Here is a 15,663-nt window from a genome sequence, read left to right as displayed (position 1 = left end):
GGCCATCTTGACGTTGGTCAGGTCGACGTCGGAGTGATCCGGCTTGACCCGGATCTTGACGTTGTAGTCGATGACGCGTTTGACCGCGACGAGGATTTTCATGGGACGGTGTTCTCCTTCAAAAGTCATAGGGTCATAGCGGCCTTGAGACCGTCGTAGACCGCCTCTTCGGCGGTGCGTGGAGCCAGGCAGTCGCCGATCAGGGTAACCGGCAGGTCGTGCCAGCGATCCTCGTCGTCGGGGGAGACGTTGGGCACCCCGCCGCACGCCAGCACCAGATGATCGACGCCTTCGACAACCATCGGCTGGGCCCCTCCGGTGTGATAGAGATAAACCGTGTCGTCGTCGACGCCGAACACCCGGGCGTAGGTCATCACGCCGATACCGAGGTCGTGGAGTCGTGCCGCCGTACTATCGCGCACATAGCTCTGCAGCGACTCGCCCACGTGCAGGCCGTTGACGGCGAGTGTCACCCGCGCACCGGCCCGGGCCAGCATCTCGGCGATGCCGACGCCGACCCAGTCGCCTTGGCTGTCGTAGACCAACACATGGCCTCCGGGCAGCGCGGCGGCGGTCAGCAGCTCGGTCGCCTGGCTCACCGGTAAGTCGCCCATGCGCTCCAGCGGTGGCGTAAAGGGCGCAGCACCGGTGGCGACCACTACGTGTTCGTAACCTGCTGAGAGCAGATCCTCCGGCGTGGCAGGGTGTCGGGTCACTACTTCGACACCACTGCGTTTGACCTCTTCGAGCAGGTTAGTGACCAAGCCGCCGAACTCGGCGCGTTGCGGCAACAGCTGCGCCTGGTTGGCCTGCCCACCGAGGCGCGACCTAGCCTCGTACAGCGTCACCCGGTGGCCGCGAGTCGCCGCCGCCACCGCTGCCTTCATGCCGGCCGGCCCACCGCCGATCACCGCAACGCGGCGGGGACGATCAGCCATGCCAAGGTCATCGTAGGCGAGCTCGCGCCCGGATTCCGGGTACTGGATGCAGGAGATAGGCAGCCCCCGGTGAAAGTGGCCGATGCAGGCCTGGTTGCAGCCGATACAGGCGCGGATGCCGTCGGCATCGTCGTCCATCGCCTTACTTGGCATCGCCGGGTCGCAGATCAGCGCGCGGGTCATGCCGCACAGGTCGGCGGCACCGGAGGCGATCACCGACTCCGCCTCGTGGGGCTGATTGATGCGCCCGGTGAGGATCAATGGCAACGACAAGCCGCCCCGCAATGTCAGGGCCTCGTCCTGCAGATAGGCGTTCTCGACGGACATTGGCGGCACGATATGCACCGACCCGCCCAGCGACGCCGAGGTGCCGGCGACGACACTGACATAATCCAGCTTGTGCTGGAGATGCCTGAGTGTCTCGATGGCGACCGTCTGGCCCATGCCGTCCTCGTCTCGCTCGTCGCTGGAGAGTCGCAATCCAATCGCCAGCTCATTCCCGACCTGGTGACGGATCTCGTCGATGATCTCCTCGAGGAAGCGCACGCGGTTGGCGAAGCTGCCGCCGTAGTCATCGTCACGGGTATTCACCCTGGGGTTGAGGAACTGCGCGGGCAGGTAGCCATGGCTGGCGAGAATCTCCACACCCTGGATGCCGGCCTCGCGCATGCGCCGGGCGGCAGCGCCAAAGCCATCGACGATCTCGCGGATCATGCCTTGGCTGAGCGCGCGCGGCATGACATGGAAACGCTCCTGGGGCATGCCGGAGGCCGAATAGGCCACCGGCTTCAAGCCATCGGCGGACTCCATGATCTCGCGTCCCGGATGAAACAGCTGGGCGAAGAGCACGCTGCCATGCCGCTGGCAGGCCTCGGCCAGGCGCCGGTAGCCGGGGATGCAGTCATCGCCGTTGGCCATCAGCAGGTGCGAGGTGTAGCGCGCCGTCTCGTGCACCCCCGACACCTGCAACACAATCAACCCAGTGCCCTGGCGAGCGCGCTTCTCCAAATACGCCACCAGCGCCTCGTTGACCACGCCCTCTTCCGGCAGGCAGGTATCGTGGCCGGTAAAGACGATCCGGTTGGGAATGGTGCACTGTCCAATGCGAAACGGCGAGAACAGGTGTGGAAAGAGCCCTTGGGCGCTCATGAACGGGCCTCCGAATGCTGAGTGGATGGGTTACGAGGTGCGGCCCGGTGCCCATAGACTCGCCGTACCTGCCAGAAAGCCAGTGCACCGACGCAGAACACCGAGAGGCCATAGCCGATCGACAGCAGGCTCTCGCCGCTAAACAGGCTGAACTCGCGCCCCAGCGCCGCAGCATAGGGAACCGCATAGAACACGCCGAGCAGCCCAGCGATTACCAGCCCCGATACCATCACCACCACCGGCCAGATCAAGGTCTTCCGGACCTCAACAGGATCGAGCTCGTCCTTCGGGGTCTCGCGAATGGCCTCGAAGTACGCTAGGGCGGCGGCAGTCGGACGGGTGAAACGCGAGATCGCGACGATGCACACGACGTTGCTGATGAAGCCCAGGATGAAGGGATCCAGGTAGACGGGTAACGACACCAGACCGGCGTTGTCGAGAAGTTTGGCGCCGATATTGACCGTGAAGCCCACTAGCATGCCGACGAAGGCAGCGGGTGCGCTGATGCGACGGCTCCACACGCTCATAAAGGCCACCGGCCCCCAGGACGAGGCAAACAGGGTGCCGGCGAAATAGGTGATCCACATCACCGCCGGCGGCTGGAAATACGCCAGCGTCAAGCTGATCAGGGCCGCGACGAACATGATGTAGCGGCTCATGCGCAGGGACTTCCGCTCGCTCGAGACGCGGGACTGGACGATATCGTTGGAGACGCTGAAGCCGATCAGCGAGAGGAATGTCGAGCAGGAGGACAGCGCGGCGGCCATGATGCCGGAGATCAGCAAGGTGCCGATAAATGTCGGCATCATGTTCATGCCCGCCCAAACCATGACCCGCTCGGAGGGAGAGATAGCCGGGTTGGCGAGGTTGACGGCGGCGCCGCCAAACATCAACACCACGTAGAGCACCGCGAGCACCAACCCCGAGATGCACGCCGAACGCACTACCACGTGCTCGCTGCGGGCCATCAGGTAGCGGCTGGTCTGCCAGGGGCTGACCGCCAGCACCAGCGACCAAGATAGCCCGAGCACCAGCGCCCAGATCAACGCATCCTTACCTGATGCCCAGAAGGCGCCCGCCCCGGTCAGGCCATGCCAGGCGACGATGCCCGGCTTGGCCTCAGAAGTAGCCAGGGCGGTCAGCGTGGCGTGCAAGCCGCCTCCCTCACCCAGCAAGTACGGCAAGGCAACAATCGAAACTAGGGTGAACAGCAAAAACATGATGGTATCGGTCAGCACCACACCGCTGGACCCCGAATACAGGGTAAACAGCATGTAGCCCAGCCAAACCATGATCAGCGCCACGCCATAGGGAATCCCCACCACGTCAGCAATGAGGATCGATCCGCCCTGGGTGACGGCGAGCAGATAGGCGGTCAGGCCGATCACGGTGGTACAACCGGCCAGCACCTGCATGGCGCGGGAGTCGAAGCGCTTGGCGAAGAACTCGGGAATGGTCAATGATCGACTGCGTCGCACGAAGCGGCCGAAGAATAGCGCACCGATCACGTAGCCACTCGTGTTGACCGCCACCAGTGCCAACATCAGGAAGGCGTAGCCGTCGTAGGCAAAGCCGGTTTCGGCGAGAAAGGCGTTGGTGCTCAGGAAGCTGGCGACCAGGGTGCCGACGATCAGCAGCGTGGGCGCCTTGCGCCCTGCCACATAGTAGTCGTCGAGCCCCTTAACCTTGCGGCCTGCGTAGTTGCCGACCACCAGATAGATGATGATGCTGAGCAGCAAGCCCCAGAAGTAGATGCTCATGGGGTGGATCCTTTGTCGTTGGAATTGTCGTGTGTATCGGTTTCAGGTCACGCCGATGTGAAAATATTAGTCAATAATTTCACTATTAGTGATAATACGATGGTATAAAGTTACTTTTAAGGAGGCTTATGTCACTCTGTGCAACAATGGCAAAAATTCATCGCCGCACAGGATCACCATGCCATCGGCCACCCAACTTCAAGGATCTCGAATCCGCAGTCTGCGCAAGCTCAAGGGAATGACGCTGATACAGCTCGCCAAGAAGACGGGCTTGTCGCATGGCTACTTGAGCCAGATCGAGCGCGGCCTCAGCCAACCGTCCATCGCCTCGCTGGTGGATATCGCTCAGGCATTGGGCGTCACCATGCAATGGCTGTTTTCTGAGTCACAGGAAGGTTCCAGCGCGGACCAGGGCGAGCGCAGCGATATGCTAGTCAGGAAGCATCAACGCGTGGAAATTCAATATCAGGACGGTATCGTTGACCAGCTATTGACTCCCCGCAGCAACAACAACTTGGAAGTCATCTATTCGACCTATCCGTCTGGCACTAGGAGCGAACCCTATTCCCACAAGGGACACGAGGCCGTACTGGTGTTACAGGGGTCCCTAGAGATCGACGTCGCAGACGAGCGTTACGTGCTCGAAGAGGGTGACTGCCTGTCGTTCACCAGTAGCGAACCTCATGCCCACCGCAACCTGAGTAACGGAGAAGCGATTGCAGTGTGGTTTGTCACCCCAGCCTCATTCTGAAACGCCAAGCTGCAAGAGACATGATCGCTTCTTATGACCGCCATCCTGCTGGTCGGCATGATCCACCGCGAGCGCCTGGGGCCGGGCCGCATCGGCTTCGAGAGCCTGGCCATCGCCGGCTGCTACCTGGCCGGCGCGGCGATGCTGGTGGCAACGTCACGGTGACCGCTGAGCCCTCGCTGGGCCACTGCACGCAATGTGCACCAAAAGTTGAATTGAAGAACACTGTTCACAAAATGGCGAAAATGGTCTTAAACTAAAGGTGAAGTCTGCCGATGTGACACACTAACGTCATAGCTGATTGATACGCCCGCGAGGTCCCGGTGATGGCACGCCCACTCTGCCTGCTCTTCGATTGCGACGGCACCCTGGTCGACAGCGAGCCGCTGTTGGCCTCGGAGATGGAAACCAGCCTTACCGCGGTGGGCCTGCCCTTTCGGGCCAGCGACTATATCGGGGAATTCCGCGGCGCCCGTTTCCGGCACATCGTCGCCGAGCTGGAGCGCCGTCACGGCGCCGTCGACGCCGACCGCCTCGAGGTGCTGGAGCGCGACATGCGCGCCAACCTCAATCGTCGCCTGGCGACCGATCTCACCCCCATCACCGGTGCCACCGAGGCCCTGGCGGCTCTCGCCGGCCACCCGATGGGCGTGGTCTCCAACGGCCCGGTCAACAAGATCCGCACCTCGCTGATCGCTACCGACCTCGAAGCCCTGTTCGGCGATTACCTGTTCAGCGCCTACGAGGCGCAATGCTGGAAACCCGACCCCTGCCTGTACCGTCACGCCGCCGCGCTGATGGGCTATGCGCCCGAGGACTGCGTGGCCATCGACGATGCCCTGGTCGGCGTGCAGGCCGCGCTGGATGCCGGCATGACGGTCATTCACCTCAATCGCTTCCCCGACGCCGAACAGACGCCGGAAGGGGCGATCATGATCACCAGCATGTTCCAGCTGCCCACGGTGATATCGAATCTAGAGAAGAACCGCAGCGTCGCCGTCTCTCGGGCCTGATCCTCCCGGATGAACAGCTTGCCGGGGTCCACGACGCCTGGCACTCCCCCGACGTTTGTCTAGTACCGGGCAACTTGCTCGCAACGCCTCGTCGAGACTAGGATGGGAACGTTCCCATTTCAGCGATTCGACCCATGGCAGATTCTCCCCGTCGCGCCACCATTCTCGAGGTCGCCCGCGATGCCGGCGTCTCCAAGACCAGTGTCTCGCGCTATTTCAGCGGCGAGCGCGACCGGCTATCCCCCGACATGCAGCGACGCATCGCCTCCAGCGCCGGGCGCCTGGGCTATCGCCCCAACCAGATGGCGCGCGGCCTCAAGGCCGGTCGCTCGCGACTGATCGGCATGCTGGTGGCCGACATCCGCAACCCCTTCTCGGTGGCGGTGATGCACGGCGTGGAGCAGGCCTGCCGGGCGCATGGCTTCTCGCTGATGGTCTGCAACACCGACAACGACCCGGCCCAGGAGCGCGACCACCTGGCGCTGCTCACCGCTTATCGCGTCGAAGGCCTGGTCGTCAACGTCACTGGCCGCCCCGGCCACGAGCTCGAGGCCCTGGCCGCCCAGGACACGCCGCTGGTGCTGCTCGACCGCGCGCTGGGCGACGTGGAAGCCGACATGGTGGGCCTCGACAACGACCAGGCCATCGACACCGCCCTCGACCATCTCCGGGCGCAGGGATACGGCGAGCTGCTCTGTGTCAGCGAGCCGACGGAACAGGCCAGTTCGCGCCAGCAGCGGCTGGGCCGCTTCCGCGAGCGCCTCGATGCCGACGGGCTGCAGGGCGAAGCCTGCTGCCTGGCACTGGATGATGCCCCGGCACTGGAGCGGGCCATCGCCGGCTTCCTCGACCGCCCATCGCACGCCCCCAAGGCCTTGCTGTGCGCCAACGGCAACGTCACCCTGGCCGTGACCCGGGCGCTGCAGGCACTGGACGTGACGCTCGGCGAGACCGGGCTGCTGGGCATCGACGAGCTCGACTGGTGCGCGCTGGTCGCACCGGGCATCACCACCCTGGCCCAGCCCACCGAAGCGATCGGCCGAGCCGCGGTCGACAGCCTGCTCCAGCGCCTGGCCGCCCCCGAACGGCCCGCCCCATCCCGGCAGATCCTCTTTACGCCCGAACTCAACGCCCGCGGCTCGACGCGACGCTGATATCTCTGTCCCAAGGAACGCTATCGTGACCACCACTTCGCTCAAGCCCCTTCAAGACCATATGGTAACGTTCCCAAAGATTCTGCGGACGACACCCGAGGCACCGGCTGTGCTGGTGGCCACCTCGGCCTATGGCCAGGAATTGATCGCCGCCCACGGCCAGGCTGCGGTGCTTCCCTGGCTGGCCGCGGCCGACGCTGACGGCGTAGAGATCCGGCGCGAGCTGCTGCCCGAGGGTTTCGAGGATTACACCGGTCTGGGTCAGGCCTGCCGCGACAATGGCCTGGGCATCGTCTACTCGGCGGCCGATGCACTCTGGGCTGACGACAGGCTCGCAGCAGGCCTGACCCAGCGCCTCGAGGAAGCCGAGCGCCTGGGCGCCGCGGCAATCAAGCTATCACTGGGCCAGTACACCGGCGCATCCCCCGCCACTTGGCAACGGCTCGTCAAGCTTGTCGCCGCCAGCCCCGTCGACCGGGTCATGATAGAGAATGACCAGACTCGTGAGGGCGGAACCTTGGCTCCACTGGCCGCTTGCCTCGAGGATGCCGAGGCAGCGGATTGCCCGCTGGCCATGACCTTCGACATCGGCAACTGGCACTGGACCGGCGAAGACCCGATCCAGGCTGCCGAGCACCTGGGACGGTTCGTGGCCTATGTCCACTGCAAGGGTGTCGTCCAGGGGCAGGGGCAACCCCATGCGAGTGTCCCCGATCTCTGCGAGCTGACGGATTGGAGGGTACTGATGGCGCACTTTCCCAGCGGAGTGCCACGGGCGATCGAATACCCCTTGCAAGCCCCCGATCTGACGGCCTTCACCCGCGAGCAGCTTCACCGGCTGCGTACGCTCTGACACTTTCCTCGATCGAACGGAGACACCATCATGCCAGCCCCCACCGCTCCCCCCGAGATCCTCGCCTTCGGCGAGGCCATGACGCTGTTCGTCGCCGATGCTCCCGGCGACCTCGACGAGATCGAACACTTCCAGCGCCGCATCGCCGGCGCCGACACCAACGTCGCCATCGGCCTGGCACGACTGGGATTCCATGTCGGCTGGCTGAGCCGAGTCGGCGACGACGCCTTCGGCCGCTATATCCGCCGCACCCTGGCGACCGAGGGGCTGGACTGCCGCCACCTGATCACCGATCCCGCCGCCTCCACCGGCCTGGTGTTCAAGGAACGCGCCGAGGGCGGTGCAGATCCCCGCGTCGAGTACTTCCGCCGCGGCAGCGCCGCCAGCCGGCTGTCGCCGGGCGATGCCGAAGCGGTGGATTTCGCCGCCGCCCGCCATCTACATGCCACCGGCATCCCACCGGCGGTCTCCGCGAGCTGCCGCGAACTGTCCTGGCACATGCTCGACCGGGCCCGGCAAGCCGGCGCCAGCATCTCCTTCGACCCGAACCTGCGCCCCAGCCTGTGGGCCAGCGAGAGCGAGATGCGCGACACCCTCAACGCCATGGCCGCCAAGGCCGACTGGGTACTGCCCGGCCTCGCCGAGGGCCGCCGCTTGACCGGCCTGGAGACGCCTCACGACATCGCCGGCTTCTACCTGGAGCGTGGCGCCAGGGCAGTCATCATCAAGCTCGGCCCGGAGGGCAGCTACTACCGTGGTACCCTCGAGGGCCGGGACACGAGCTTCACCGTGCCCGGCGTGGCGGTGTCCGAGGTCGTCGATACGGTGGGCGCCGGCGACGGCTTCGCGGTCGGTGCGGTCAGCGCCCTGCTCGACGGCCGTGCGCCGCGCGAAGCGCTCGAGCGCGGCAATCTGATCGGCGCCCTGGCGGTGCAGGTACTCGGCGACATGGAGGGCCTCCCCACCCGCGCCCGTCTCGCCGAGTTCGAAGCCAGTCTCCCCACCCCGCAATGAGGATCTTTGCATGACCAAGCGAATCGTCGTCTACCGCCGTCTCCCAGAAGACCTGCTGGCCCAGTTGAAGCGTGACTTCCACGTCGACGACTTCGGCCATCTGGAAGATCTCGACGACCCGACCTTCCGCGCCGCCTTGGCCGAGGCCCATGGCCTGGTCGGTGCCGGTCAGCCGATCACCCCGGCGCTGCTCGACGCGGCCCCGCAGCTGGAGGCCATCTCCAGCGTCTCGGTGGGCGTCGACGCCTATCCGGTCGAGGAACTGACGCGGCGCGGCATCCAGCTGTGCAATACGCCGGACGTGCTCACCGAGACCACCGCCGACACCGGCTTCCTGCTGATCATGGCCACCGCACGCCGGGCCGTGGAGCTGGCCGACTTCATCCGTCGCGGCGACTGGCAGGCCTCACTCGGCGAGATGCATTTCGGCAGCGACGTCCACGGCAAGACCCTGGGGATGATCGGCATGGGCCGCATCGGCGCGGCCATCGCCCGCCGCGGCGCGCTGGGGTTCGGCATGCGCATTCTCTACTCCAACGCCTCGCCCAAGCCGGCACTGGAAGAAGAGCTGGGCGCCCAGCGCCGCGAGCTCGACGCCCTGCTCGGCGAGGCCGACTTCGTGTGCGTGACGGTGCCGCTGAGCGCCGAGACCGAGCGGCTGATCGGTGCGCGTGAGTTCGCCCTGATGCGTCCCTCCACGATCTTCGTCAACATCGCCCGCGGCAAGGTGGTCGACGAGGCTGCGCTGATCGAGGCCCTCGAAGCCGGCCGCATCCGCGCCGCCGGCCTGGATGTCTTCGAGCGCGAGCCGCTGCCGGCGGATTCGCCGCTGCCGCACATGGCCAACGTCGTGGCCCTGCCCCACATCGGCTCGGCGACCCACGAGACACGCCGCGCCATGAGCCAGCGTGCAGTGGACAACATTCGCCTGTCCCTGTCGGGCGAGCGGCCGCTCAGCCCGGTCAACGAACCGGCCACGGCTCGCGCCTAGCCAAGGGCCTCCTTCGACTAAAGACGGGTTGGTCACAGACCACCCGTCCTCTAGATTTAGATCAATCCAAAAACATCGCGCCAGCGGATTCACCATGTCTCAAGACAACTCTCGCTCTTCAAGCACTCGCGACGCCGGCAGCATCACGTTGCAGGACATTGCCCTGCATGCCGGGGTATCGAGGTCCACGGTGTCTCTGGTGCTGCGCGAGAGCCCGCTGGTCGCCGAACGTACCCGCCACAAGGTCCAACGCTCGATCAAGGCGTTGGGCTACGTCTACAACCGCGGAGCCGCGGCACTGCGAGGCAACCGCACCGCCACCCTCGGCGTGGTGGTCTATGACATCGCCAACCCCTTCTTCGGGGCCATGGTGGCCGGTATCGATGCGGCACTCAGTCGCGAAGGGTATGTCTCCTTCCTGGCCAACAGCGCGGACTCACCCGACCGCCAGCAACGCTTTCTCGAGCGCATGCGCGAGCACGCCGTCGATGGCATCCTGCTATGCCCCGCCGAGGGAACCGATCCCACGCTGATCGACACCCTGGCCACCTGGGGCATGCCCTGCGTGCAGGTGCTACGCCATGTCGGGGCGCCCCCCTTCGACTATGCCGGCACCGATTTCCGCCTCGGCGTCTGTCAGGCCGTCGATCACCTGGTGGGCCGGGGACACGAACGCATCGCCTTTCTCGGCGGCCATGCCGAGCATTCGGCGACCCGTGAACGCTGGGAGGGCTATCGCGAGTCCCTGGCCCGCCACGGGCTGAATTATCAGCGCCTGCTTCGGGCCACCGTGACCCGTCGCGACGGCTTCGCGCTCATTCAGCAGTTGATGGCCGAGGCGACTCCCCCCACGGCGGTAATCTGCCACAACGATATGGTCGCCTTCGGCGCCATGCTGGGCCTCAAGCGCCTGGGCCTGACACCCGGCACCGATTGCGCGGTGGTCGGTATCGATGATGTCGAGGAAGCCGAACTGGGTGACCCCGCCTTGACCAGCGTCGCCACCTATCCCTATGCCATCGGCGAGGAAGCGGCGCGACTCGCACTGCGTCGCATCGCCGATCCCGACGGAACGCGGGAGCAGGTCGTGCTTGCTCCCCGCCTCCAGGTGCGTGCCTCCAGTGAGGCAGCCATCGAACCTTCATCCTCCACCCTGGCCCTGTCCAGCCAGCACCCATAGCGCCACTCACCAACCGCCGATACCGGCGACAACAACAAGAGACTCATCATGATTAAAAAATGGATCGATCCAAAAAACGTATCCCGCAACCTGTTCATCGGCACCATCTTCACCGTCGGCCTGGGAGTCGCCGGCACGGCACAGGCCATCGATCTGCGTTTCGGCCACGGCGGCACGGAAGATACCGCCTATCAGCTGGGCGCCGAGAAATTCCAGGAACTGCTCACCGAGAAGACCGACGGCGAACTGGGCGTACAGATCATGGGCAACTCGGTGCTCGGTCACGAGACCGAAATGTTCGAGCAACAGATGGCCGGTGCCCTGGACCTGTCGATCATCAACCCGGGACTGATCACCGACTTCTCGCCCACCGCCAACGTCTTCTCGATCCCCTTCCTGTATCGCGACGTGGAGCACTGGCAGGCCGTGCTGGACGGCGAGGTGGGGCGTGAGATCGCCGACCGGATCACCGACGAGACCGGGGTCAGGGTGCTGGCCTTCTTCGGCGGCGGCAAGCGCCAGATCGTCAGCAGCAAACCGTTGGAAAGCCTCGACGACCTGGAAGGCATGAAGCTGCGCACCAACCCGACCAAGCCGCTGATCACCGCCTGGTCGGCACTGGGCGCCGAGCCCACGGTGATGGCCTGGAAAGAGATCTATACGGGCCTGCAGCTAGGCGCCATCGACGGCCTGCTCAACGAGGCCGAATGGATTCTTCGCATGCGCTTCCATGAGGTCGCCCCCCATATCGGCCTCTCACAGCACGACATCACCGTACGCCTGCTGACCATGTCACAGCCGTCCTGGGAGCGTCTCGATGGCGACCAGCAGCAGGCGGTGATGGCCGCGGCCCAGGAGGCTGCCGGCTACGCCCGCCAGGTCCAGCTTGAGCAAGACGCCGCGGCGCTCGACCAACTGGTCGAGGAAGGCGCCACTCTGCATGAGCTCGACCGCGAGCGCATGCAGGCCATCGTCGAGGCACCGCTATCCGAGGTGATCGAGGAGATGGGCCTGACCGAGCTGCACGACAAGATCATCAACGTCGGCAAGTCCTGATTGCATCGCGGGGCGTCGAAGCCGACGCCCCTGCCACCCTCAAGCTCGCCACCACGAGGACGACGCCATGACCTGTCTCCTGCACGGCCTGTCACGGCTGAACCGAATGCTGGAGCGCCTCCTGCACCTGGTGCTGCTGGCGCTGCTGCTGAGCTTCATCGCCCTGATCATCTACCAGATCGTCAGCCGCAACCTGCCGCTTCTTCCGCGCCTGTACTGGACCGAGGAATTCAGCCGCTTCGCCTTCCAGTGGATGATCATGCTGGGTACCGCGGTGGGCGTCCTGCATGCCGATCATTTCGTGCTAGAAGCCTTCCCCCGCGGTTCGCGCGCCGACCGGATGACGCGCTGGATCCGCGACCTGGCCTGCTTGGCGATCGGCGTGATCTTCGTCGTCCACGGCAAGGATTTCGCCCTCTCCGGGCTACGGCGCAGCGCTACCGCTTCGGGGCTGTCGATGGTCTACGTCTACTCGGCCTTCACCGTCTGCGGTGGCTTCATCGTGCTGTTCAGCACCCAGCGCCTGCTGCACGCCCTGCTGCATGGCATGCCCAGAATGGAAGCCGCTCTCGATACCCCCAACGAAGTCGAGGAAGCCCTCGAGACCGGCGACCACCATGACGTCTCGCTGGGCGAGCTGGCGCCCACTCATCCGGTCGACAAGAGGACCACGCCATGATGCCCATGGACTGGATCAGCATCCTGCCCTGGCTGCTGTTCGCCCTGCTCGGAGTGCTGATCGTGGTTGGTGTACCGATCGCCATGGCCCTGGTACTCACCGCCTTCGGCATGATCCTGCTCGACCCGCGCCTCACCTACTGGGTGATGTTCCAGCGCATGTACAACGGCATGGACTCCTTCGTCCTGCTCGCCGTGCCACTGTTCCTGCTGGCCGGCAACCTGATGAACGAGGCACGCATCACCGACCGTCTGATCACCCTGTGCATGCGCCTGGTCGGCCACTTCAGGGGCGCGTTGGCCCACGTCAACGTACTGGTCAGCATGCTGTTCGCCGGTGTTTCCGGGTCCTCCACTGCTGACAGCGCCGGCGTCGGCACCGTGCTGATCCCGGCCATGAAGCGAGAGGGTTATCCGGTCAACTTCGCCGTGGCGGTGACCGCCGCCTCCTCGGTAATGGGCATCATCATCCCGCCATCGATCAACATGATCGTCTGGGGGGCGCTGACCAACACCTCCATCGCCGGGCTGTTCCTCGGCGGCATCCTTCCCGGGGTGATGATCGGGGTCGCCCAACTGGCCCTCAACATGGGTTACGTGCGCCGCTACCAGGTGCCGGTACGCCGACGCGCCTCGTTGGCCGAGCTGATGCGCTCCGGCAAGGACGGCCTGCTGGCAGCGGGTATCCCGGTGGTGATCATCGGCGGCATTACCCTGGGCCTGGTGACCCCCACCGAAGCCGCAGTGATCGCGGTGCTCTACGCCCTGGCGCTGGGCTTCCTCGTCTATCGCGAGCTCGACCTGCGTCAGGTGCTCGACGCCTCCACCGACACCGTGCGGCTATGCTCACTGTCGCTGTTCAGCCTGGTCGGCGCGGCGATCTTCGGCTACCTGATCAGCTTCTACCAGATCCCGCCCAAGCTGATGGCCGGCGTCAACATCAGCGATCCGATGGTTCTACTGCTGATCATGACCGTGGTCATGCTGGTCATCGGCACCTTCATGGATTCCCTGCCGGCCATGGCGATCATGGCACCGATCTTCCAGCCATTGGCCATGCAGGCGGGTGTTCACCCCGTCCAGTTCGGCGTCATCGGCGTGATGGCGCTGGGCCTGGGGCTGATCACTCCGCCCTACGGCCTGTGCCTGATGATCTCGGCGAAGATCGGCGGTATCCCGCTACTCAAGGCATTGGCCACCACCCTGCTCTACCTGGCCGTCATGCTCGGCGTGATCGTGCTGTTGATCGTCTATCCCGAGCTGGTACTGGCAATCCCGAGGCTGATCGCTCCGGACTTCGTGTGAACCATGCCGCGGGCCTTCGGGCCCGTGGCACCGACGCCTGATAGACTGTGCCATTCGGCCGATTCATCTACCCTCGCGAGGTCCGCATGACATCTCCCCTCTGCCTGCTCTTCGACTCCGACGGCACCCTGGTCGACAGCGAGATCCTGCTGGCCGACGTGATGGCCGAAACGCTGACGCGCCACGGCCTGCCGTTCACCGCTCGTCAGTACATGGACGAGTACCGCGGCGTACGCTTCCTGGCCATCGTCCAGGCCCTGGAGGCCCGTCACGGTGCCCTCGACGAGGATCAACGCCAGTCGGCGGAAGACGAGATGCGCAGGCGGATGGAAGCGCGCATGCGTGAGGAGCTCGAGGCGATCGACGGCATGCCGGCAGCCCTCGAGGCGCTGGCCGCCTACCCGCGTGCGGTGGTTTCCAACGGCCCCGAGCGCAAGATCCGCTGCGCCATGGAAAGCACCGGGCTGGGCCACCACTTCGGCGACCGTCTGTTCAGCGCCTACACCCTGGGGGTGTGGAAACCCGATCCGGCGCTCTACCTCAAGGCCGCCGAGGCGATGGGCCATCCGCCCGAGCGCTGCGTGGTGATCGACGACGCCGCGGTGGGCGTGGCGGCCGGGCTCGATGCCGGCATGCAGGTGGTCCACCTGAATCGCTTCCCCGAGGAGGAAACGACGCCAGAGGGCGCCATCGCCATCGGCCATGCCAGCGAGCTGCCGGCCGTGATCGCCGAACTGGCCACAGAGGTGGCGCCGGCTTCCTGAGCCGCCGGTGGAGGGTACCTCGACGCGTCAGGTCGCGCCGGCGAGTGGCGCGCTCGAGACGCACTCCGGTTCGGGCTGTCCTGGGGTGGAAGCCGCCATGCTGAAGAGGCTGCCCGCCAGGGGCCAGCGTTTCCGCTCCTCATCATCGAGGTGCTGGGTCGCGGTCGTGATATAGAGCGTGCGCAGATCCGCCCCGCCGAAGGCCACCATGGTCGGGTGCTGGCACGGCAGCGCGTGGCTGGAGAGTAATCGCCCCCGCGGCGAGAAGCAGACGACATGCCCGCCGCCATAGAGTGCACTCCAATAGTTGCCGTCGCTGTCGACCGCGGCCCCGTCGGGCACCCCGGGCAGCCCGTGCGCTTCCAGGTCCACCCAGGTCTCGGGCGAGCCCATGTCACCGCTCTCGACGTCGAAGGGGTAGCGCTGGATACGCCGCGTCAGCGAATCGGTGTGATAGAGCCAGCGTCGATCCGGGCTGAAGGCCAGGCCATTGGCGATGCCGATCCCGGAGCGACGTGGATGCAGCGCTCCGCCTTCCAGGTGGTAGAGTGCCGCCGTCGCATGCGTCTCGTCGGCGTCGATGGTGCCCACCCAGAAACGCCCGGAGGCATCGCAGCGGCCGTCGTTGAAGCGATTACCGCGTGCCTGCCACTCGGGGTTGTCGACCAGCCGCTCATGCCGACCGCCCAGGGGCAGCGCCAGCCGATCGATACCGGATGCCTTCGCCGCCAGTAGCCCGTCCCGGTGCAGGGCGATGCATCCCACCTTCTCGCCCAGCTCCACCACGGTCGGCGCGTCGCCGCTCTGCGGCCGCCAGGCATAGAGGTGGCCGCGATTGATGTCCACCCAGTACAGCGTCTGATGCCGCACCGACCAGAGCGGGCTCTCTCCCAGGCTCATGTCCAGGTCGAGCGCGACCCGGATCGTCGATTCCGTCACTGCTTCCTCTCCCGACTCACCTCAGTGATTGTCCCGCGGCGGGCTGACCCGGGCCACGTCGCGATACTTCGTCGCCGGCGCCAGGGTCATGCCGCGATCCAGCGGCTCGACCATCGAG

Annotated in this window: 15 protein-coding genes and 1 pseudogene; 12 read left to right on the top strand and 4 right to left on the bottom strand. The window is 65.4% G+C overall.

The annotated features are described in order from the left end of the window. From FHR96_RS21845 to FHR96_RS21835, 3 genes and pseudogenes are all read right to left on the bottom strand, one after another. Positions 1 to 102: pseudogene (locus FHR96_RS21845) on the bottom strand (electron transfer flavoprotein subunit beta/FixA family protein); the annotation flags it as partial. A gap of 23 nt (positions 103 to 125) precedes the next feature. Continuing rightward, entirely contained in the window at positions 126 to 2,087 is a 1,962-nt protein-coding gene (locus FHR96_RS21840; RefSeq protein ID WP_183389825.1) for an oxidoreductase, read from the bottom strand. Continuing rightward, positions 2,084 to 3,847 carry a sodium:solute symporter family protein gene (locus FHR96_RS21835; RefSeq protein ID WP_183389824.1) on the bottom strand — a complete coding sequence of 588 codons (1,764 nt, stop codon included), beginning with the start codon at positions 3,845 to 3,847 and terminating at the stop codon, positions 2,084 to 2,086. Before FHR96_RS21835 ends, FHR96_RS21840 begins: the two co-directional genes overlap by 4 nt. 178 nt (positions 3,848 to 4,025) lie before the next feature. On the opposite strand from FHR96_RS21835, the gene FHR96_RS21830 reads away from it, so the two are divergent. The 12 genes from FHR96_RS21830 to FHR96_RS21785 all read left to right on the top strand — a co-directional run bounded on the left by FHR96_RS21830 (position 4,026) and on the right by FHR96_RS21785 (position 14,606). Then, entirely contained in the window at positions 4,026 to 4,598 is a 573-nt protein-coding gene (locus FHR96_RS21830; protein ID WP_183389823.1) for a helix-turn-helix domain-containing protein, read from the top strand. 33 nt (positions 4,599 to 4,631) lie between these two features. After that, on the top strand, positions 4,632 to 4,763 hold the full coding sequence (locus FHR96_RS22665; RefSeq protein WP_281378429.1) for a hypothetical protein: 132 nt from the start codon (positions 4,632 to 4,634) through the stop codon (positions 4,761 to 4,763). Between the two features lie 161 nt (positions 4,764 to 4,924). Continuing rightward, positions 4,925 to 5,611 (top strand): HAD-IA family hydrolase, encoded by a 687-nt coding sequence (locus FHR96_RS21825; protein ID WP_183389822.1) that lies wholly within the window; start codon positions 4,925 to 4,927, stop codon positions 5,609 to 5,611. Positions 5,612 to 5,745: 134 nt separating this feature from the next. Next, positions 5,746 to 6,765 (top strand): LacI family DNA-binding transcriptional regulator, encoded by a 1,020-nt coding sequence (locus FHR96_RS21820; protein WP_183389821.1) that lies wholly within the window; start codon positions 5,746 to 5,748, stop codon positions 6,763 to 6,765. A 61-nt stretch (positions 6,766 to 6,826) separates the two neighbouring features. After that, positions 6,827 to 7,618, top strand: coding sequence for a sugar phosphate isomerase/epimerase family protein (locus FHR96_RS22390; RefSeq protein ID WP_221195915.1), 792 nt, complete (start codon positions 6,827 to 6,829; stop codon positions 7,616 to 7,618). Between the two features lie 30 nt (positions 7,619 to 7,648). After that, entirely contained in the window at positions 7,649 to 8,632 is a 984-nt protein-coding gene (locus FHR96_RS22385; protein WP_221195914.1) for a sugar kinase, read from the top strand. 10 nt (positions 8,633 to 8,642) lie between these two features. Continuing rightward, entirely contained in the window at positions 8,643 to 9,623 is a 981-nt protein-coding gene (locus FHR96_RS21810) for a 2-hydroxyacid dehydrogenase (protein WP_183389820.1), read from the top strand. A 94-nt stretch (positions 9,624 to 9,717) separates the two neighbouring features. Further along, positions 9,718 to 10,803: a LacI family DNA-binding transcriptional regulator gene (locus FHR96_RS21805; RefSeq protein ID WP_183389819.1), complete on the top strand. Its 1,086-nt coding sequence runs from the start codon at positions 9,718 to 9,720 to the stop codon at positions 10,801 to 10,803. Between the two features lie 48 nt (positions 10,804 to 10,851). After that, a complete protein-coding gene (locus FHR96_RS21800) occupies positions 10,852 to 11,859 on the top strand; it encodes a TRAP transporter substrate-binding protein (protein ID WP_183389818.1) in 1,008 nt (335 codons plus the stop codon). Positions 11,860 to 11,926: 67 nt separating this feature from the next. Beyond that, the gene (locus FHR96_RS21795; protein ID WP_183389817.1) at positions 11,927 to 12,538 is read left to right on the top strand and encodes a TRAP transporter small permease; all 612 of its coding nucleotides are present in this window, start codon (positions 11,927 to 11,929) and stop codon (positions 12,536 to 12,538) included. Continuing rightward, positions 12,535 to 13,842 carry a TRAP transporter large permease gene (locus tag FHR96_RS21790; protein WP_183389816.1) on the top strand — a complete coding sequence of 436 codons (1,308 nt, stop codon included), beginning with the start codon at positions 12,535 to 12,537 and terminating at the stop codon, positions 13,840 to 13,842. The genes FHR96_RS21795 and FHR96_RS21790 overlap by 4 nt, the downstream gene beginning before the upstream one ends. Positions 13,843 to 13,928: 86 nt before the next feature. Continuing rightward, entirely contained in the window at positions 13,929 to 14,606 is a 678-nt protein-coding gene (locus FHR96_RS21785; protein WP_183389815.1) for an HAD family hydrolase, read from the top strand. Between the two features lie 27 nt (positions 14,607 to 14,633). Here the strand turns inward: FHR96_RS21785 and FHR96_RS21780 are convergent, their stop codons facing one another. Further along, positions 14,634 to 15,545 (bottom strand): SMP-30/gluconolactonase/LRE family protein, encoded by a 912-nt coding sequence (locus tag FHR96_RS21780; RefSeq protein ID WP_343066396.1) that lies wholly within the window; start codon positions 15,543 to 15,545, stop codon positions 14,634 to 14,636. Positions 15,546 to 15,663: the final 118 nt, after the last annotated feature.

Origin of the sequence: Halomonas organivorans, from assembly GCF_014192055.1 — a bacterium.
GTDB classification, from domain to species: domain Bacteria; phylum Pseudomonadota; class Gammaproteobacteria; order Pseudomonadales; family Halomonadaceae; genus Halomonas; species Halomonas organivorans.
Note: the sequence above shows the minus strand (reverse complement) of the source record. Positions and strands in the feature narration are given on the sequence as shown.